Below are 18,484 nucleotides of genomic sequence, written 5' to 3' on the forward strand. Positions count from 1 at the left end.
CGCCGCCGCACCCCTTCCCATGTTGTTCTCCGCGCCCTCGCCGCGCTCGCGGCAAATCGCTTCATTCACCGGGGCGAAAACCGGCAAACGCGCAGCCGCCGCGGCTGCCCGATTGGCGTACGCTTCACCCTGACGCGGAACGAAAGCTTGATGATGTGAACGGGATATCATGGGGTACTATGGGCGTCAACGGGAACAGGCATCACAAACACGCGCATCACAACCACAAAGCGCAGGCTGAAGGCACGTCTCGTCTTTATCGTCCATTAAGCCTAACGAAGCGTTTAGAGCCCTCTGGCCCAAAAGGACGCTGCTTGCCCCAAACAGCCGGCACGCATAGCGTCGCGGGCAATTTCTATTCAGCCGAAGGGATGAAGCCTGATGTCCGAGAAAGCGAAGTCCCGCGCCGCGGCGCTTGCCCATTTGCGCAGCCGCGATTTCGCCAAGGGCGACCCGATCCCTCTGCCGCTGACCATGGCATCGATCTTCCACACGCCGGGCGCAGAAGTCGGCTTCGATCAGTATGGCCGCTACGACAATCCGACCTGGCGCGCCGTCGAGCACGCGCTTGGCCACCTCGAAGGCGCGCAGTGCGTCGCCTTCCCGTCCGGAATGGGCGCAATCTCGTCGGTGTTTTTCGCGCTGCTGAAATCAGGCGACCGCGTGCTTTTGCCGTCAGACGGCTATCACGCCACGCGCGCCATGGCCGAGCGCTTTCTCAACCCCCTCGGCATTGCCTGCGACACCAGGCCGACGCCAACCTTCCTCGACGGCGGCTTCGATGGTTACCGGCTGGTTTTTGCCGAGACGCCGTCAAATCCCCGGCTGGACATCTGCGATATCACGGCGGTGGCCGAAGCCGTTCACAGGCAGGATGGACTGCTGGTCGTCGACAACACGACGATGACGCCCTTCGGCCAGCGTCCGCTCGACCTCGGCGCCGACATCGTCGTCTCCGCCGACACCAAGGCGGTGAACGGTCACTCCGACGTGCTTTTCGGCCATGTCGCGAGCCGCGATGCCGACATCATCGCCAAGGTGACCGACTGGCGCAGCCTGGTCGGAGGTATTCCCGGCCCCTTCGAGGCCTGGCTTGTGCATCGCGGGCTGGAAACGCTGGAGGTGCGTTTCGACCGGATGTGTTCGTCAGCCGAAACCATCGCGCGGCGGCTGAAGGATCACCGCGCGGTCAGCGGCCTGCGCTATCCCGGGCTCGAGGGCGACGCCTCGCACAATCTGGCCCGCGCCCAGATGGATCGCTTCGGCTCCCTGATCTCGTTCGAACTGGCCTCGGAACAGAAGGCCGAGGCGTTCATCGACAATTGCGCGCTGATTGAATCGGCGACTTCCTTCGGCGGCGTGCACACCTCGGCCGAGCGGCGCTCGAAGCGCGGCGACGCCGTGCCGCCGGGCTTCGTGCGCCTGTCGGTGGGTTGCGAGCCGGTCGAGGAGCTTTGGCAGGCGATCGAGGCGTCGTTGGACAAGGTCGGCAGTTGAACGAATCTATGCCCGCACTCGGAGCCGGGACACGGACGCTGAATCCAAAGCTGCGCCTTCCGGCGCAACCTTTTGATTTTCTATCGCTATCGCCGTGGGGAGAAAAATTGCCAGCTGGCCTGTAAGCCGGGTTCTGTATGGCCCTCGCCTCGCGGCGAGAACGTGGCGGCCATTCATCTTGGGCACATGTTGCCATGCGCCTCACGCAACCTACCCGGACGGTGAGCCGGAAACAGCCCTCGAAGGTTTCCCCTCGCACCGCCCCTATTCGGTTTTGCTCCCGGTGGGGTTTGCCCTGCCGCTCCTGTTGCCAGTCGCGCGGTGGGCTCTTACCCCACCCTTTCACCCTTGCCGTGGCCGAAACCGCGGCGGTTTGCTTTCTGTGGCACTTTCCCTGGGGTCGCCCCCGCCGGCCGTTAGCCGGCACCGTGTCTCCATGGAGCCCGGACTTTCCTCACCCGCAACCTTTCGGTTCTCGCGGGCGCGGCCGCCCGGCCAGCTGGCAAGCGCGTATAAAGGGATTCCCGCCTGAAAACGCAAACGAAAAAGCGCCTCGTCCCAAATGCGCGGAGGATTGGGGCAACGACGTGCATAAAGCGCGCGTTTCCCAAATCCGCCGCGCTGCATAGCATCAGGCCGGCGAGCCCAGCGCCACCATCTGCACCTTCACCTTGCTGCAATAGGCGGCAGAGACCGGGTTCATCCGCGTCGCTCCATGGCCGGCATTGTATTTCAGGATCGTGCCGCAGGTGGTGCCGCCGCCAAGGTCCCGCGCCATAGCGAGGTACTTCATGCCGTATTTGATGTTGGTGTCGGGATCGAACAATCCCTTGGCCGAACCGGTATAACCCATCATGCGCGCCGTCGCCGGCTTGATCTGCATCAGGCCGATCTCGCCGGCGCCGCCGACCATGTTCGGCCGATAGTTGCTTTCGATCTTGATGACGGCCTTGGCCAGGGACACCGGCACGCCATAGCTCGCGGCATAACGGGCGATGATCGCCGAATACTGGCCGTCACCGGCTGCAGCCGGCGTCGCCACTGCGATCCTGCCGCGAGGGATAGAGGCCGTTGTGGTGAGATCGATAGCCTTTCCGCCGCGCCTTGCGCGCTTCGCCGTCGATTTTGTCACCCGGGTTGCGGCGGCCTTCTGAACCCTTGCCGGAGCAGCCCGCGCGGTTTTTGCCGTCTTGGGGCTCGAGGCGGCCTTTGGGGTCACGGCTGCGAAGCCGTTGTCCGCCCTGGGGCTCAACGGGGCACTGTTGGCCTGGTTGAAGGCAAAACTTATCACTCCGGCAGCAACGGCTGCCGCTACAACGGTCAATTTTTGCATGTAGTCCTGTTCTGTTAGAGCCGCGCGAAGAACTTCGCGCAGTTGGGTCAACTCAACATCGGGTGTCTTGGGGGGATAGACGCCCGACAACTTGCGGGACGGGCATTTGCAGGCGGAATTGGCGGCAATGAAGGCGGCGCAATTCACTTTGAGTGACAGATTGTAATTTAACGATCCCGGCGCAACTATTTGACGGGAGTTGCCTTTACGGAAGCCAGGAGCCTCTGCAGCGTGCGGATCGTCGAATTGTCCGCCACGCCGTCGACCAGCCGCCGGCGGAAATGTCGCTGGAAGGCCGCCACCACGATTTCCGTCTGCCGGTCATAAACACCCGATGTCTCGACACCATAGCCATAGAGCGCCAGCATCGATTGCAGCGCCTCGATATCCAAGCCGGCATCGCCGGCCTTCAGCGCAGCGCCCGCCTTTATCGGCGCCGCCGGCACGAGGTGACCGACACCGGCCGCGAACAGTGCTTTCCAGGGGAATTTCTCGCCCGGATCGACCTTGCGGCCCGGCGCCACGTCCGAATGGGCGAGCACCCTTGCCGCGGGAATGGAATGGCGTTCCGCGATACCCGCGCACAACTCGATCACGGCGCCGATCTGCCGCCGCGGGAAGGCCTTGTAGCCCAGCGTGTGCCCGGGATTGACGATCTCGATGCCGACCGAGCAGGAGTTGATGTCGGTTCGCCCGAGCCAGGAACTCTTGCCGGCATGCCAGGCGCGATCGCTCTCGCGCACCATTTGCACGACACGGCCGTCCTCATGAACGAGGTAGTGCGAGGATACCTCGCTCGCCGGGTCGCACAGCCACGCCTCGGCACCGGCGCCGCTTGCCATGCCGGTATAGTGCAGCACGATCATGTCGGGCCGAAGCGTCTCGCGGCGCGGGCCGAAATTGGGCGAGACCCGAACCTCCGCCTCTGGATGGTCGGGCAGAAAACCGCTCATGCGTGCCTGAGGCCCCGCTCGATCATCTCATAGGCGGCATTGATCGCGGCGACCCTGGTCGTGGCGATCTTGATGAATTCCTGCGGCAAGCCGCGCGCGATAAGCCGATCGGGATGATTGTCCGAGATCAGCTTGCGATAGCGTTTCCTGATCTCCTCGAACGGCCTGCCCCGCTCGATCCCCAGGACGACATAGGGATCGGCGGCGCCAAGATCGACGTGCCTGGACAGGATCGCCTCGTAATGCACCTCGTCGATCTGAAAAATCTCCGCGATCCGATGCAGGAATTGCCCTTCCTGCTCGTGGATGAGGCCATCCGCCTTGGCGATGTGGAACAACCCGTCGAGAATGTCTTCCAGCATCATGCAGTTTGCATGGCCGGAGCCGCATAGCTGCGCCATGCGCTGGGCATAGATCTCGAATCCGGCGACATCCTGCTTGGCGATATCGTACAGGCGCGCCACGTTGCGTGTCTCGCTCGGCGGCACCTCGAAGATTTCCTGGAAGGCGCGCACCTCGTCCTGGGTGACGATGCCGTCTGCCTTGGCCATCTTGGCGGACAGCGCGATCATGGCCACAGAGAAGGCAACGCGCCGGCGCAGGTCCGGATCGCCGGAAAACACGGTGCGCACGGCTTCCACGACATCCGCGACGCCCGAGGACGCCGACGACGAAACACGAGCGATGAAGTCGCCAAGGCGGTCCCAAATCGACATGCCGGCTTCATAGAGCGAACCGGGCGGTTCTATCAAGCCTGGACAATGCCGCAGGTAATGGCGATCTTCGGGAGCGATGGAGCAAAAAGGAAGGCCGGCATTGCCGGCCTTCCTTGCATCTATGTGGTCGGCTCTTACTGCGCAGGCGCGGCAGGAGCCGGATTTGTTGCCGGAGCCGGTTCAGCGGGCTTCGAAGCGTCGGGCGAAGCAGGCTTCATCGGCTGCTCGTTGGCCGGCGGATTGGTGCTCTGGGTGGTGGTATTGTCGGTGCCATTGTCGCTGCAAGCCGCGACCCCCAGCAGGGCGAGCGCCGAAACAGACGCCAAGATGAGCTTCTTCATGGTATCTCTCCTTCAACAGACGCTCACGTTTCGGTGAGCGGTCGCAGAGGAAATGCATCAGCAGGCTCGCCGGTTTCGTAACGTTGCATTTCGATATGTAACATCAACTTGCAATTGCTGGCGGGGAAATCCCGAACTAACAGAACATGCGCACGCAGATATGGGTGGACAAGCAGAATGCCGGCAGCCGCGGAAACACGGAAATGGGATTTTTGGATCGACCGCGGCGGCACTTTCACCGACATCATCGGCCGTGATCCGCAAGGCCGGCTGCACCCTCGAAAACTCCTGTCCGAGAATCCCGAGGCCTATGCGGACGCCGCCATTCAGGGCATCCGCGAGCTGTTGGGTCTGAAGGCCGGCGCCGTCATTTCCGCCGACGCGATCGGCGACGTCAAAATGGGCACGACCGTTGCCACCAATGCGCTGCTCGAGCGCAAGGGCGACCGCGTGCTGCTGCTCATCAGCAAGGGTTTTCGCGACGCATTGCGCATCGCCTATCAGGCGCGGCCGGACATCTTCGCCAAGGAGATCATCCTGCCCGAGCAGCTCTATGAGCGGGTGATCGAGGTCGATGAACGCGTGCGCGCCGACGGCTGCGTCGAGCGGCTGCTCGACATCGCGGCCTGCCGCCCGGCGATCGAGCAGGCCAGGGCCGATGGCATCGACGCGGTCGCCATCGTCTTCATGCATGCCTGGAAATACCCGGATCACGAAAAAGCCGTGGCAAAAGTCTGCCGCAAGATCGGATTCAGCCAGATTTCAGTCAGCCACGAGGTCTCGCCGCTGATCAAGCTGGTCGGCCGCGGCGACACCGCCGTGGTCGATGCCTATCTGTCGCCGATCCTGTCGCGCTATGTGCAGCGTGTGGCGGAAGAGCTGGGCGCCGGCCCGCGTCTGATGTTCATGATGTCGTCGGGCGGCCTGACCGCCGCCGACATGTTCCAGGGCAAGGACGCGCTGCTGTCCGGCCCGGCCGGCGGCGTCGTCGGCATGGTCGAGACGGCGAAGCTCGCCGGCTTCGAAAAAGTCATCGGCTTCGATATGGGCGGCACCTCGACCGACGTCGCTCATTACGACGGCGAATACGAGCGCGCCTTCGACACTGAGGTCGCCGGCGTGCGCATCCGCGCGCCGATGATGCGCATCCACACCGTCGCCGCCGGCGGCGGCTCGATCCTGCATTACGAGGCGGGACGCTTCCGCGTCGGCCCGGATTCGGCCGGCGCCAATCCCGGCCCCGCCGCCTACCGGCGCGGCGGCCCGCTCGCCGTGACCGACGCCAATGTCATGCTCGGCAAATTGCGGCCCGATTTCTTCCCGGCGATCTTCGGTGCCGGCCAGGACCAGCCGCTCGACGCCGGCGCGGTTCGCGAGAAATTCGTGGCACTTGCCGCCCAGATCGGCGACGGCCGTTCGCCCGAGGCGGTCGCCGAAGGCTTTGTCACCATCGCCGTCGAGAACATGGCCAACGCCATCAAGAAGATCTCGGTGCAGCGCGGCTACGATGTCACGGAATATCTCTTGAACTGCTTTGGCGGCGCCGGCGGCCAGCACGCCTGCCTTGTCGCCGACGCGCTCGGCATGGAAGCCGTGCTGATCCATCCCTTTTCCGGCCTGCTTTCCGCTTACGGGATCGGCCTCTCGTCGGTCTTCGCCTCGCGCCAGCAGGGCCTGCTGCAGCCGCTTGCTGAGGGATCGCGAGCCGCGATCGAGGCGCTTATCGCGGCCTTGCGCAGCGAGGTCGTCGCCGAACTCGGCGAGCAGGGCGTTGCCGAGGAGGCGCTTTCGACGAGGCCCGTCCTGCATATCCGCTACGACGGCACCGACACCGCGCTGCCGGTGAATTTCGAGCATAGCTCGATCTTCCGCGCCAGAAGCGATTTCGAGGCCGCGCACAGGGCGCAGTTCGGGTTCGTCTATGACGACAAGCCGATCGTCGTAGAAACCGTCGCCGTCGAAGGCATGGAGACCGCTCGAGAGGACAGGGCTGAAGCCTCCGCCCCTGACGGAGCGGCAGGAGTCGAGCCCAAGCCTTCGGAAAGCCGGCGCATCTATACCGAGGGCCGCTGGCACGAGGCCGGCGTCTACCGCCGTGAGAACCTGCAGCCATCCAACACGGTTGCCGGACCCGCTCTGATCATCGAGCCGAACCAGACCATCGTCGTCGAGCCGGGCTGGCGCGCCGAAATCACCGGTCTCAACCACGTCGTGATCCGCCGCACGGAACGGAAAGCGCGTGCCGCGGCGCTGGGCACCGAGGCCGATCCTGTGATGCTGGAGGTGTTCAACAACCTCTTCATGTCGATCGCCGAGCAGATGGGCGTGACGCTGCAGAACACCGCCTATTCGGTCAACATCAAGGAACGTCTCGATTTCTCCTGCGCCGTGTTCGATCGCCATGGCGCGCTGGTCGCCAACGCGCCGCACATGCCGGTGCATCTGGGCTCCATGGACCGTTCCGTTGAAACCATCATCCGCCTGAATTCCGGCGATATCCATCCGGGCGACGTCTTCGCGCTCAATGCCCCTTATAATGGCGGCACGCATCTGCCCGACATCACGGTGGTGACACCTGTCTTCGACGATGCGCTGAAGGAGATCCTGTTCTGGACGGCCTCGCGCGGCCATCACGCCGATGTCGGCGGCACCGCGCCCGGCTCGATGACGCCGCTTGCGACGACGGTCGATGAGGAAGGCGTGCTGTTCGACAATTTCCGCATCGTCGATCGCGGCCGCTTCCGCGAGAAGGAACTGGAGGCGCTGCTTACCGACCATCCTTATCCCGCGCGCAACCCAACTCAGAACATCGCCGACCTCAAGGCGCAGATCGCCGCCAACGAAAAGGGCGTGGCGGAACTGCGCAAGATGGTCGCGCATTTCGGCCTCGATGTCGTCGAGGCATATATGGGCCACGTCCAAGACAACGCCGCCGAGAGCGTGCGCCGCGTGATCGAGCGGCTTCCCGACAGCGCGGCCTACGAATACCCGACCGACACCGGCCAGGTGATCAGGGTGAAGATCACCGTCGACCGGCAAAAGCGCGAGGCGACTGTCGATTTCACCGGCACCTCGCCTGTCATGAAGAACAATTTCAACGCGCCGGAGCCGGTCGCGCGCGCTGCCGTGCTTTACGCTTTCCGCGTCATGGTCGAGGACATGATCCCGATGAACGCCGGTTGCCTCAGGCCGATCAACATCGTCATCCCCGACGGCTCGATGCTGAAACCCGCCTACCCTGCCGCCGTCGTCGCCGGCAATGTCGAGACCTCGCAGCATGTCACCAACGCGCTGTTCGGCGCGATGGGCGCCATGGCCAATGCGCAAGGCACGATGAACAACCTCACCTTCGGCAACAAGAAATACCAGTATTACGAGACGATCTGCTCGGGCTCGCCGCCCGGCCGGATGAATTCGGGCCGCGGCTTTGCCGGCACCTCCGGCGTCCATACCCATATGACCAACTCGCGCCTTACCGATCCGGAGGTGCTGGAACTGCGCTTCCCCGTCGTGCTGGAAGATTTCCGCATCCGTGAAAATTCCGGCGGCAAGGGCAAGTGGAATGCCGGCGACGGCACCAGGCGCACCATCCGCTTCCTCGAAAAGATGGAATGCGCGATTCTGTCCTCGCACCGCAACCGACCGCCCCAAGGCCTCGAAGGCGGCGGCGATGGCGAGGCCGGCTCGACCAAGGTCAGGCGCAAGGACGGTTCGGTCGATGTCCTCAAGGCCTGCGACCAGACCACGCTCGATGCCGGCGAAGCCGTCATCGTCACCACGCCGACGCCTGGAGGGTTCGGCAAGGCGTGAGCAAGTCGCCGACCCGGCGCAAACTGTCAGCCTTCGCGCGCGCTGGCGGCTTCGCAGGCCGCGGCGGAGGGTGCGTTTGCGAACGACCCAGGCTTCTCGACACCTAGCAAATGGCCGCCTGGAAATGCGGTGACGGTGGCATTCGCCCAGCCCGCCGCTGATGGCTTTCGCCGCTTTATCCAGGCATTCATGGGCTTCTCTATCCGCTCATGAACACGCCAAGACGTCACCAGCGAGACAAGGATGGCGACCACGATGATCACATTCGGGTCAACTGGATGGAAGACCCACATGATCGCAAGCGCGGATATCAATATCGGATGCACAAGGTAGAGCGAATACGAAGCTTCGCCGAGATAGGTCCAAACGCTCTGTTGAGCCCGCAAATGCATGGCGCCGTATACGATAAGGACGGCGGGGATCCCGAGAATCGCTATGCGCAGGAGATTTTCCTCACCGGTCAGAAAGAGCCCGGTATGGCCGTTTGGAATGACCTCCAACCAGGCTGTTAAGAAAAGGGCGGCAACCCCCAATGGCAGCATGCCAAAGCCCCACCGAACCTTGCCTATCCTGGCGATCGCCACGCCTGCGACGAATTCGAGGATGATCGGGTTGCCAAGAAATTGAAAAACGGGGCCAGCCCAACGAAGCAGAAATGCGCCGGTGAAAATGGCCGCAAGGGCATATAGCCATCGCCGGTCGCACAGGACGAGCGCAACCGCGGCATAAAACAGCATCTCAAAGCATAGTGTCCACGCGACGCCGAGCGCAGGTGCCGCCATCTGGTCCGTGGCCGGCCACAGGAACAGCGTGGCAAGGATATTGCGCCAGCCCAACCCAGGGCCAATGGCCATCATCGGCAGCGCCGGAATGCTGCACAACAGGTAGATCGGGACGACCCTGAGCACTCGCGCCTGGATGAACTCGGCGGCTGTTCTGCCAGGGGCCACCGTCGCCATGATGACACCGGAAATGACGAAGAAGATATCGACGCCGGCCGAGCCCACGAGTGCGTATTGGTAGGGAACTGCTCCAACGCCCGAAATCCGCATCGCGGATTGCACCGCATGCAGAAACAGGACCATCGACGCGGCTGCAAACCGCAGCGTTTGAAGCGACCAGATCATAATCTACTAATGTAGCTGTAGCTAAACAATAGTATCATCCTGTATCAGGTAAGTTGGCGGCGAATCATATCCGCAAACAAAACTCAGTACGTACGGAATATTGTTATAGGCAGGAAATCTCCTATTTTTCCTTTAAACAAACTGAATAATATTGAGCGGACTTGATTGGCAAAGACAAGTCCCGATGAAGTAATGGCGATGGCCTAAGCCGAAAGGAGCTTCACAAGCTGCCGCGCCAACCCCGCCAGAAGGAGCAGTCCCTGACCCACGGCTTCCAGATGGGTGAATGAACCTCCGCCATGTTTCTAAGCGAGCTCGGGCGAAGATGCCTGGCGATCTTGCGCGCTACACACGGCAGGTCGACGTCAACAGGCTGTCACCTGCCTGTCATGACGCTGCGCTACCCGCTTGCGCCAACGCAAACGGGGAATCACCTTTCCATGTCGGACGTATCCGGAGAACTCGTTTATCGTCGAGGCAAGGAAGTCGGAAAGGCCGTCTACCAGAACCGCGCATTGTCGAAGGACGGCATTTCCGAGCGGCTCTTCGCCTTCCTGTTCTCCGGTCTGGTCTATCCGCAGATCTGGGAAGACCCGGATGTCGACATGGAGGCCATGCAGCTCGGCGCCGGTCATCGCGTCGTCACGATCGCCTCGGGCGGCTGCAACATTCTGGCTTACCTGACCCGCTCGCCGGCCAGGATCGACGCCGTCGATCTCAATGCCGCGCACATCGCGCTGAACCGCATGAAGCTGGAAGCGGTGCGCCATCTGCCGTCGCAGGGCGACCTGTTCCGCTTCTTCGGCGCCGCCGACACCAGCCACAATTCCGATGCCTATGATCGCTTCATCGCGCCGCATCTCGATGCGGTAAGCCGCCACTACTGGGAGCGCCGCAACTGGCGCGGCCGCCGCCGCATCTCGGTCTTCGACCGCAACTTCTACCAGACCGGTCTGCTCGGGCTCTTCATCGCCATGGGCCATCGCGTCGGCAAGCTGTTTGGTGTCGACCCGGCCGGCATCATGAAGGCGCAGAATATCGGCGAGCAGCGCCGCTTCTTCAACGAGGAGCTGGCGCCAGTCTTCGACAAGAAGCTGCTGCGCTGGGCGACCTCGCGCAAGGCTTCGCTGTTCGGCCTTGGCATCCCGCCGGCGCAGTACGATTCGCTGATCACCTCCGGCGACGGCTCGATGGCGAGCGTCTTGAAGGCTCGGCTCGAAAAGCTCGCCTGCGACTTCCCGCTGAAGAACAACTACTTCGCCTGGCAGGCCTTTGCCCGCCGCTATCCGCAGCCCGGCGAGGCAGCGCTGCCGGCCTATCTGGAACAACGCAATTACAAGACGATCCGCGACAATATCGATCGCGTCGCCATCCACCACGCCAACCTGATCAAGTTCCTGGCCGCCAAGGACGCGGGCACCGTCGACCGCTTCGTGCTGCTCGACGCGCAGGACTGGATGACCGACGACCTGCTCAACGCGCTGTGGACCGAGATCACCCGTACCGCTTCGATTGGCGCGCGTGTCATCTTCCGCACCGCGGCAGAACCCAGCCTGCTGCCTGGCCGCGTTTCCGGCTCGCTGCTCGACCAATGGACCTACGAGGCCGACGCCTCGCGCGAATTCTCGGCAAAAGACCGCTCGGCGATCTATGGCGGCTTCCACCTTTACGTGAAGCGCGCCGCATGAGCACGACGGAGCTGCCGGCCAGCCATGCCGAACTGATGGACGGCGTCTACCGCTGGCAGCGCCACATCTACGACCTGACCCGCAAATACTACCTGCTCGGCCGCGACCGGCTGATCGACGGGCTGGATGTGCCGCAAGGCGGCACGGTGCTGGAGCTCGGCTGCGGCACTGGCCGCAACATCGTGCTCGCTGCCCGCCGCTACCCCAACGCGCGCTTCTTCGGCCTCGATATCTCGGCCGAGATGCTGGAGACGGCAAGCGCCGCCATCGCGCGCGATGGTCTGTCCGGCAAGGTCAGTCTGGCGCGGGGCGACGCCACCGATTTCGACGCCAAGGTGTTGTTCGGCGTCGAGCATTTCGACCGCGTCTTCGTGTCCTATTCGCTGTCGATGATACCGGGGTGGGAAAAGACGGTTTCGGCGGCGCTGGCCGCGCTCGTGCCAGGCGGCTCGCTGCATGTCGTCGATTTCGGCCAGCAGGAAGGCCTGCCGCGCTGGTTCCGGTCCCTCCTGCGCGGTTGGCTGCGCAAATTCCATGTTTCACCGCGTGCCTCGCTGCGTGACGTGCTTGAATCGGAATCGCAACGCGCCGGCGCAACCTTCCGTTTCAAAACGCTTTATCGCGGCTATGCATATCTGGGCGTGATTGGATCCCCCAAATAGCAAGCGCTCTAATGCAGCGCCTTGACCACCGCTCCCACCATGATCTGCGGATGATAGCCGAGCTTGGCCGGCGTCAGCCCAAGCCGCACCACGACCAACTGCTCCGACGGAATGATCGCCACCGTCTGGCCGTCATGCCCTTCCATCCAAACTGTGTCCTTGGGCAGGCCGGCTGCGGCGCCCGCCCCAGGCTTTCCCTCATCGCCCGGTCCCTCGATCCAGAGCTGGCCTTTGCCATACACCTTCGAGGCCGGCGCCGGCTCGCGCATCCAGTCGACGAAACCGGCAGGCAGGATCTGGTTGCCGTTCCAGGTTCCGCCCTGCAGCAGGAACTGGCCGAAGCGCGCCCAGTCATGCGCGGTGGCGTAGAGATAGGACGAGCCGACGAAGGTGCCCTGCTCGTCGGTCTCGAGCACCGCGGTATGCATGCCGAGCGGCTCAAACAGCGCCGTGCGCGGCCAGGCCAGCGCCTTGGCCTTGTCGCCGATCGCGTCCTGCCACAGCCGCGACAGCATCACCGCCGTGCCGCTCGAATAGGAAAACACCTTTCCGACCTCGCCGGTCAGCGGCTGGGCCTCGGCGAAACCGGCCATGTCCGGCTCGAGATAGAGCATGCGCGTCACGTCGGCGACGTCGCCATAATCCTCGTTGAATGCCAGCCCGCTCGACATCGCCATCATGTCGGCAAGGCTGATGGCGGCGCGGCCGTCGGCCTTCCAAGGCGCGAAAAGACCCTTGTTGTCGATGGCGAGCTTGCCGTCCTTCACCAGTGTCCCGACGATCGCGGCATTCACCGTCTTGGTCATCGACCAGCCGAGCAACGGCGTCTTGGCCGAGAAGCCGTCGCCGTAACGCTCGGCGACGACGCGGCCATTCTTCACCACCACGATGGCGCGCATGCCGATGCCTGCCATCGCACCGTCGTCGACGATTTTCGCGACCTCGGGATTTTGTGACGCATCCACGCGCTCGCCATCGGGCCAAAGCGCGTCCGCCTGCGCCGGCGCGGAAGCTGCTGCGCGCAGCGACGTCTGTCGCGCCTTCCCGGTGTCCCCGTCGGGAACCGAGGCGCAGCCGACGCCCTCGCGTTCCACCGCGACGCTCTTGCCCAGCACCCACAGCAGGCCGGCGGAGACAAGTCCCCTTTCCTTGTCGACGGAGATTTTCATCAGCCTGAGCAGCGGATGGCCCGGCGCCTGCACGTCGACGGCCAGCACTTCGTTGGCGTCACGGCCGGCGATGAAGACATTCGAGCAGACGATCTTGGCCGAATAGCCGGCGCCAACCCGGATCAGTTCCGGCGGCGCGAAATAGAGCCAGGCGAAGAGCGCGACCACCGCCAGGATCACAAGGCCAAGCAGCCACTTGATGAATTTCACGACAGCCCGCATCTTTCCCCCGCCTCTTTGGATTCGCGGCACGATTTATGTCATCGATTTGCCGCCATTGCTTCCGCAAAATCACCGGCGTAGTCGAGCGCCGTCAATGGATTATCAACCATGTTCGGCGATCAACTTGTCCATGTCGCCCAAAATTGCACAGCGGTTTTGGGACAACGACATGGACAAACAAGTGAGACCAGGGACGGTCCAGTGGGGCGATCGTCCGGAGGGGGCCCGCGTAAGCGACCACCATCAGTAGAGGACCCATCAGCGGCCGGCTGAACCCGGCCTGGGGAACGCCATGCGCCGTTTCACGGCCATCCTGATGCTGACGCTGCTCTGCGCCTGCTCGACCGTTGACGACCTTTCTCCGTTGTCGCCGTCCTCGGAGACGGTCACGGTGCGCGCGCCCAAATTCGAGGACTCCAAGCCGCATGAATGGGACAGCGGCGCGCCATGGACCTACGCCATCCACGGCACCGATGTCTCCAAATACCAGACGTCGGTCGACTGGCCGGCGGCGAGGGCCAGCGGCATCTCCTTCGCCTTCATCAAGGCGACGGAAGGCGGCGACCGCTTCGACGAATACTTCAACGAGCACTGGGCGCGCACCAGGGCGGCTGGAATTCCGCGTGCGGCCTATCATTTCTTCTATTTCTGCACGCCGGCCGAAACCCAGGCGCGCTGGTTCATCGCCAACGTCCCGAGAGACCCCTCAGCGATGCCGCCGGTGCTCGACATGGAGTGGAACCCGAAGTCGCCGACCTGCAGGCTGCGCCCCGATCCAGCCACCGTGCGCAGCGAAATGACCGTTTTCCTGCAGATGGTGGAGCGTCACTACGGCAAGAAACCGATCATCTACACCTCGGTCGACTTCTTCGACGACAACCAACTGGCGACGTTCCGCGGCTATCCCTACTGGCTGCGCTCGGTCGCGGGGCACCCCCGTGAGAAATACGGCAGCCATCCCTTCACCTTCTGGCAGTACACCGGCACCGGCATCGTGCCCGGCATGACCGGCAAGTCCGACATCAACGTCTTCAACGGCTCGGAAGCCGCCTGGAAGAAGTGGCTGCGGCAGAACACCCGTTGACATCGGCCCTCCCGCCTGCTTTTCGACACGGCGGGCGGCGAAACATGCAACCGCTGGTAATCCGGAGCGGCGCACTCGTGCGGGTACCTGGCGCGGCTCCTGGGCTTTGAAATCCTCGCATGCGCCTGTGCGGTCCCGACCCGGGATCACGATCAGGTCATGCGCCGGTCTCGAAAGGAAAGCGATGCGATTGCGCGTTGAAATCCTGGCGGCGCTTTTTGTCTGCGGGTTTGCACTTCCCGCGGCGGCGCAGGAATGCGGTGGCGATTTCGAGACCTGGAAGCAGGGTGTGGCGGCCGAAGCCAAGGCGGCCGGCGTCGGCGAAACCGGGCTCGACGCGCTGGAGGACGCCACCACCGACGAGCGAGCGCTGGCGCGCGACCGCGCCCAGGGCGTCTTTACCCAGACCTTCACCGAATTCTCCAACCGCATGATTTCGGCCTACCGCCTGAAGCAGGGCGCGGCCAATCTGAAGAAATATGCCGAAATCTTCGACCGCGCCGATAAGCAGTTCGGCGTCCAGCCGGCCGTCATCGCCGCTTTCTGGGGGCTGGAGACTGACTTCGGCGCCGTGCAGGGCGACTTCCACACCCTGAATGCGCTGGTCACGCTTTCGCATGATTGCCGCCGGCCTCAGCTCTTCCGGCAGCAACTGGTGCCGCTCTTGACGCTCATCGATCGCGGCGTGCTGCCGGCCGACGTCAAGGGCGCCTGGGCCGGCGAGATCGGTCAGACGCAGATCCTGCCGACCGATTATCTGGCGCACGGCGTCGACGGCGATGGCGACGGCAAGGTCGACCTCAGGAACAGCGTGCCGGACGTCATCATGACGACCGCCAGCAAGATACAGTCGCGCGGCTGGAAGCGCGACCAGCCCTGGGTCGAGGAAGTGCGCGTCCCCGATGAGATGCCATGGGACCAGACCGGCCGCACCAACAAGCTGCCGCTGTCGCAGTGGGCTCAGTGGGGCGTCACCGAGCCCAACGGCAACCCGCTTGTCGACAATGGTCTGAAAGCCGGCCTGGCCCTGCCGATGGGCCGCAAGGGTCCCGCTTTCCTGACCTATGACAATTTCGACGTCTATCTGGAGTGGAACCAGTCCTTCACCTATGCGCTGACCGCCGCCGTCATGGCGACGCGGTTTGCCGGCGCGCCGCAATTCGACCCGCGCGCGCCCGAGCAGGGCCTGAGCGGCGATCAGATGAAGGCGCTGCAGACCAAGCTCGAAGCCAAGGGTTACGATGTCGGCACGGTCGACGGCATCCTGGGCACCAACACGCGCGAAGCGATCCGCAAGGAGCAGATGCGGCTCGGTCTGCCGGTGGATGGCTGGCCGACGCCGGAGCTGCTGGCGAAGTTGTAGCGCCCTCTCCTTCTCCCCTTGTGGGAGAAGGTGGATCGGCGCGCAGCGCCGAGACGGATGAGGGGTGTTCCAGCGAAGTGAGACGCTGGCTTTCCCTGGAGCACCCCTCATCCGTCGCCTTCGGCGACACCTTCTCCCACAAGGGGAGAAGGGGGGAGCTTAGTCCGCCATCGTCTCCAGGCTCGCAAACCCCTGCGGCGCGTCGCCTTCGTCGAACGGCGTCGTCACCTCGACGAATGTGTCGGGGTAAAAGCCGTTGAAGCGGGTCCTCAGCGACAGCGAGTAGGCGCCGATATGGCCGATCTCGATCCAGTCGCCGGTGTCGACCGTTTCCGGCAGCCAGAACGGCCTGGACAGGATGTCGACGGAATCGCAGGTCGCGCCGCAGACCTTGAACGGCACGATGTTTTTCTCGTCTCCATTGCGCGTGCGGATCGCCGGATCGGGGATGAAGCGGGCCGGCAGGGTGATCTTGCCTGTCCATGAATCCGACAGCGAAGCCCAGATGCCGTCATTGATGTAGAGCCGCTTGCCCTTGCGCAGCAGCACCCGCACGATCAGCGACAGGCACCGCGCCACGATCACGCGTCCGGGCTCGGCCACCAGCGGCATCTGGTCGAACTGATACTCCTTCAGGTCGCCGGCAAGCCGCGACATCAGCTGGCCGAGCGAAGGCATCTCGACCTGCTTCCGGTTTGGATCGTGGCCGTATTCGGCGGGGAAACCGCCGCCGACATCGAGCCCCGCGATGTCGAAGGTCAGGCGATTGCGCACCCAGTCGGCCGAGGCCAGCGCCCGCTCATAGGTGTCGGGATCCTCGATCTGGCTGCCTACATGGAAGCAGAGGCCAACCTTGTAGCCGGTGCGGTTCAGCCGCTCTGCAAGCTCGACCGCATTGGCCGGTCCGGCGCCGAATTTCTTCGACAATTCGTAAGCCGCATGGCCCTTGGTCTGGATGCGCACGAAGACGGTGATGGCGCCCGGGTCGATATCGAGCGCCCGCACGACGCGCGTCAGCTTGGTGATCTCGTCCTCATGGTCGAGCGAGATCACCCGGATGCCGTACTTCTCCAGCGCCAGCTTGATGTCCGACTGCGCCTTGACCGGGTGCATGTAGAGCATCTCGGCATCCGCCGAGACGGCGCGCACGGCCGCGAACTCTCCCGGCGAAGCGACGTCGAAGGTGCTGACGCCGGCTTCCACCAATGTCTTCAGCACGATCTGCTCGCCATTGGTCTTCACCGCATAGGCGGTCTTGCCGGGAAACATGCCCATGAACTGCAGGGCATCCGCCTTCAGCACCTGCGGGCGGAAACAGTAGACCGGATCGTCGGGACGAAGCGCCAGTGCCGCATCGCGGGCATTTTCGAATCGCTGCATGGACGAATCCTCAGGGCTGGAGCGCGCACAATTAATCCTAGCTAGCCGCCAAAGAAAACAGTTCTGTGTCTGGCGACCCGGCGCGGCCGGCTGCATGTTTTGCCAACGCTAAACCACCAGTCAGGTTTCGGGTGGCCCTTGCCGGCGAACGCATTATCGGTTGGTGAGGTGTGAAGGCAGAGATTGCGCTCGGCCTGGGGAGGAAAGACATGTCGAGTACGGCCGCCGCCGCGCCGACGCGCGGACCGATGACAGTCAAGGATTGGGGGCAGCTTCTTCTGCTCGGCGCGATCTGGGGCGGCTCGTTCTTCTTTGCCCGCATTGCAGTGTCCGAGATCCACCCGCTTGCGCTGGTGCTGTTCCGCGTCGCCATCGCCGCCATCGCGCTTCAGCTCTATCTGGCGGTCCGCGGCCCCTCGTTCCGGCTCGCCTTCCCGCATGCCGGCCTGTTCTTCCTGCTGGCGCTCACCAACAATGTCGTGCCTTTCTCCCTGATCTTCGCCGGCCAGACTAAGCTCGGCGCCGGCGTCGCCTCGGTGCTCAACGCCACCACGCCGTTCTGGACGCTGATCCTGGCCAATGCGCTCACCACCGATGAGAAGCTGTCCTGGAACAAGCTGGCCGGCATCGCGCTCGGTGTCGCCGGCACCGCGGTGATGATCGGTCCGGGCCTTGTTGCCGGACTCGGCGGGCCGGTCTGGGCCAAATTCGCGCTGATCGGCGCGTCGATGTCCTATGCGATCGCCTTGATGATCGCGCGCCGCTTCAAAGGCGTGCCATCGCCAGTCATCGCCACCGGGCAACTGACCGCCTCGACCATCATCATGATCCCCGTCGTGCTCATTGCCTATGGGCCGACGGGCTTGTTCTCGGCCTCGCAGCCGGTCTGGGCCGCGGTGCTGGGCCTGGCGGTTTTGTCCACCGCCTTCGCCTATATCCTCTATTTCAACCTCGTCGCCTCGGCCGGCGCCACCAATGCCTCCCTGGTCACCTTGATCGTCCCGGTCAGCGCGGTGTTGCTCGGTTTCCTCTTCCTCGGCGAGCGGCTGGCGCTGTTCGAGATCGGCGGCATGACGCTGATCGGATTGGGCCTCATCACCATCGACGGACGGCTGTTCGGCAAATGGTAGCGCTGTCAT

The 18,484-nt window shown here is 63.6% G+C and carries 14 protein-coding genes and 1 other RNA gene; 7 read left to right on the top strand and 8 right to left on the bottom strand.

All coding sequences use genetic code 11. From position 1 onward, the window contains the following. Positions 1 to 381: 381 nt before the first annotated feature. A complete protein-coding gene (locus tag E5X34_RS17250; protein ID WP_292567073.1) occupies positions 382 to 1,497 on the top strand; it encodes a cystathionine gamma-lyase in 1,116 nt (371 codons plus the stop codon). A gap of 106 nt (positions 1,498 to 1,603) precedes the next feature. Here E5X34_RS17250 and rnpB read toward each other — a convergent pair. The 5 genes from rnpB to E5X34_RS17275 all read right to left on the bottom strand — a co-directional run bounded on the left by rnpB (position 1,604) and on the right by E5X34_RS17275 (position 4,840). After that, positions 1,604 to 2,000: RNase P RNA component class A (gene rnpB / locus E5X34_RS17255), an RNA gene on the bottom strand. A gap of 128 nt (positions 2,001 to 2,128) precedes the next feature. Then, complete coding sequence (locus E5X34_RS17260) at positions 2,129 to 2,830, bottom strand: transglycosylase SLT domain-containing protein (protein ID WP_292567076.1); 702 nt, start codon at positions 2,828 to 2,830, stop codon at positions 2,129 to 2,131. A 185-nt stretch (positions 2,831 to 3,015) separates the two neighbouring features. Further along, positions 3,016 to 3,783, bottom strand: a complete 768-nt coding sequence (locus tag E5X34_RS17265) for an N-acetylmuramoyl-L-alanine amidase (protein ID WP_292567079.1) — start codon at positions 3,781 to 3,783, stop codon at positions 3,016 to 3,018. Continuing rightward, positions 3,780 to 4,499: a DnaJ family molecular chaperone gene (locus E5X34_RS17270; protein WP_292508243.1), complete on the bottom strand. Its 720-nt coding sequence runs from the start codon at positions 4,497 to 4,499 to the stop codon at positions 3,780 to 3,782. The genes E5X34_RS17265 and E5X34_RS17270 overlap by 4 nt, the downstream gene beginning before the upstream one ends. A gap of 134 nt (positions 4,500 to 4,633) precedes the next feature. Continuing rightward, complete coding sequence (locus tag E5X34_RS17275; RefSeq protein WP_095815664.1) at positions 4,634 to 4,840, bottom strand: hypothetical protein; 207 nt, start codon at positions 4,838 to 4,840, stop codon at positions 4,634 to 4,636. Positions 4,841 to 5,017: 177 nt separating this feature from the next. Between E5X34_RS17275 and E5X34_RS17280 the strand changes: the two genes are divergently transcribed. After that, positions 5,018 to 8,650 carry a hydantoinase B/oxoprolinase family protein gene (locus E5X34_RS17280; RefSeq protein ID WP_292567086.1) on the top strand — a complete coding sequence of 1,211 codons (3,633 nt, stop codon included), beginning with the start codon at positions 5,018 to 5,020 and terminating at the stop codon, positions 8,648 to 8,650. Between the two features lie 26 nt (positions 8,651 to 8,676). On the opposite strand, the gene E5X34_RS17285 is transcribed toward E5X34_RS17280, so the two are convergent. Further along, on the bottom strand, positions 8,677 to 9,777 hold the full coding sequence (locus tag E5X34_RS17285; RefSeq protein ID WP_292567088.1) for an acyltransferase: 1,101 nt from the start codon (positions 9,775 to 9,777) through the stop codon (positions 8,677 to 8,679). Between the two features lie 389 nt (positions 9,778 to 10,166). Between E5X34_RS17285 and E5X34_RS17290 the strand changes: the two genes are divergently transcribed. Beyond that, entirely contained in the window at positions 10,167 to 11,465 is a 1,299-nt protein-coding gene (locus E5X34_RS17290) for a DUF3419 family protein (RefSeq protein WP_292567091.1), read from the top strand. Next, complete coding sequence (locus tag E5X34_RS17295) at positions 11,462 to 12,127, top strand: class I SAM-dependent methyltransferase (protein WP_292567093.1); 666 nt, start codon at positions 11,462 to 11,464, stop codon at positions 12,125 to 12,127. The genes E5X34_RS17290 and E5X34_RS17295 overlap by 4 nt, the downstream gene beginning before the upstream one ends. 8 nt (positions 12,128 to 12,135) lie before the next feature. Here E5X34_RS17295 and E5X34_RS17300 read toward each other — a convergent pair whose 3' ends face one another. After that, on the bottom strand, positions 12,136 to 13,518 hold the full coding sequence (locus E5X34_RS17300; RefSeq protein WP_292567096.1) for a serine hydrolase: 1,383 nt from the start codon (positions 13,516 to 13,518) through the stop codon (positions 12,136 to 12,138). A gap of 292 nt (positions 13,519 to 13,810) precedes the next feature. On the opposite strand from E5X34_RS17300, the gene E5X34_RS17305 reads away from it, so the two are divergent. Further along, entirely contained in the window at positions 13,811 to 14,602 is a 792-nt protein-coding gene (locus tag E5X34_RS17305; RefSeq protein WP_292567098.1) for a GH25 family lysozyme, read from the top strand. A 184-nt stretch (positions 14,603 to 14,786) separates the two neighbouring features. After that, positions 14,787 to 15,965, top strand: a complete 1,179-nt coding sequence (locus tag E5X34_RS17310) for a lytic murein transglycosylase (protein WP_292567101.1) — start codon at positions 14,787 to 14,789, stop codon at positions 15,963 to 15,965. Positions 15,966 to 16,124: 159 nt separating this feature from the next. Here E5X34_RS17310 and E5X34_RS17315 read toward each other — a convergent pair whose 3' ends face one another. Then, complete coding sequence (locus E5X34_RS17315) at positions 16,125 to 17,345, bottom strand: alanine racemase (protein WP_292567103.1); 1,221 nt, start codon at positions 17,343 to 17,345, stop codon at positions 16,125 to 16,127. A 209-nt stretch (positions 17,346 to 17,554) separates the two neighbouring features. Between E5X34_RS17315 and E5X34_RS17320 the strand changes: the two genes are divergently transcribed. Then, complete coding sequence (locus tag E5X34_RS17320) at positions 17,555 to 18,475, top strand: DMT family transporter (protein WP_292567105.1); 921 nt, start codon at positions 17,555 to 17,557, stop codon at positions 18,473 to 18,475. Positions 18,476 to 18,484 lie beyond the last annotated feature (9 nt).

Source organism: Mesorhizobium sp. (assembly GCF_004963255.1).
Taxonomy (GTDB): domain Bacteria; phylum Pseudomonadota; class Alphaproteobacteria; order Rhizobiales; family Rhizobiaceae; genus Mesorhizobium.

Coding starts and splice junctions, on each gene's coding strand:
- E5X34_RS17250 (WP_292567073.1), top strand. CDS start 382: ATGTCCGAGAAAGCGAAGTCCCGCGCCGCGGCGCTTGCCCATTTGCGC.
- E5X34_RS17260 (WP_292567076.1), bottom strand. CDS start 2,830: ATGCAAAAATTGACCGTTGTAGCGGCAGCCGTTGCTGCCGGAGTGATA.
- E5X34_RS17265 (WP_292567079.1), bottom strand. CDS start 3,783: ATGAGCGGTTTTCTGCCCGACCATCCAGAGGCGGAGGTTCGGGTCTCG.
- E5X34_RS17270 (WP_292508243.1), bottom strand. CDS start 4,499: ATGTCGATTTGGGACCGCCTTGGCGACTTCATCGCTCGTGTTTCGTCG.
- E5X34_RS17275 (WP_095815664.1), bottom strand. CDS start 4,840: ATGAAGAAGCTCATCTTGGCGTCTGTTTCGGCGCTCGCCCTGCTGGGG.
- E5X34_RS17280 (WP_292567086.1), top strand. CDS start 5,018: ATGCCGGCAGCCGCGGAAACACGGAAATGGGATTTTTGGATCGACCGC.
- E5X34_RS17285 (WP_292567088.1), bottom strand. CDS start 9,777: ATGATCTGGTCGCTTCAAACGCTGCGGTTTGCAGCCGCGTCGATGGTC.
- E5X34_RS17290 (WP_292567091.1), top strand. CDS start 10,167: ATGACGCTGCGCTACCCGCTTGCGCCAACGCAAACGGGGAATCACCTT.
- E5X34_RS17295 (WP_292567093.1), top strand. CDS start 11,462: ATGAGCACGACGGAGCTGCCGGCCAGCCATGCCGAACTGATGGACGGC.
- E5X34_RS17300 (WP_292567096.1), bottom strand. CDS start 13,518: ATGCGGGCTGTCGTGAAATTCATCAAGTGGCTGCTTGGCCTTGTGATC.
- E5X34_RS17305 (WP_292567098.1), top strand. CDS start 13,811: ATGCGCCGTTTCACGGCCATCCTGATGCTGACGCTGCTCTGCGCCTGC.
- E5X34_RS17310 (WP_292567101.1), top strand. CDS start 14,787: ATGCGATTGCGCGTTGAAATCCTGGCGGCGCTTTTTGTCTGCGGGTTT.
- E5X34_RS17315 (WP_292567103.1), bottom strand. CDS start 17,345: ATGCAGCGATTCGAAAATGCCCGCGATGCGGCACTGGCGCTTCGTCCC.
- E5X34_RS17320 (WP_292567105.1), top strand. CDS start 17,555: ATGTCGAGTACGGCCGCCGCCGCGCCGACGCGCGGACCGATGACAGTC.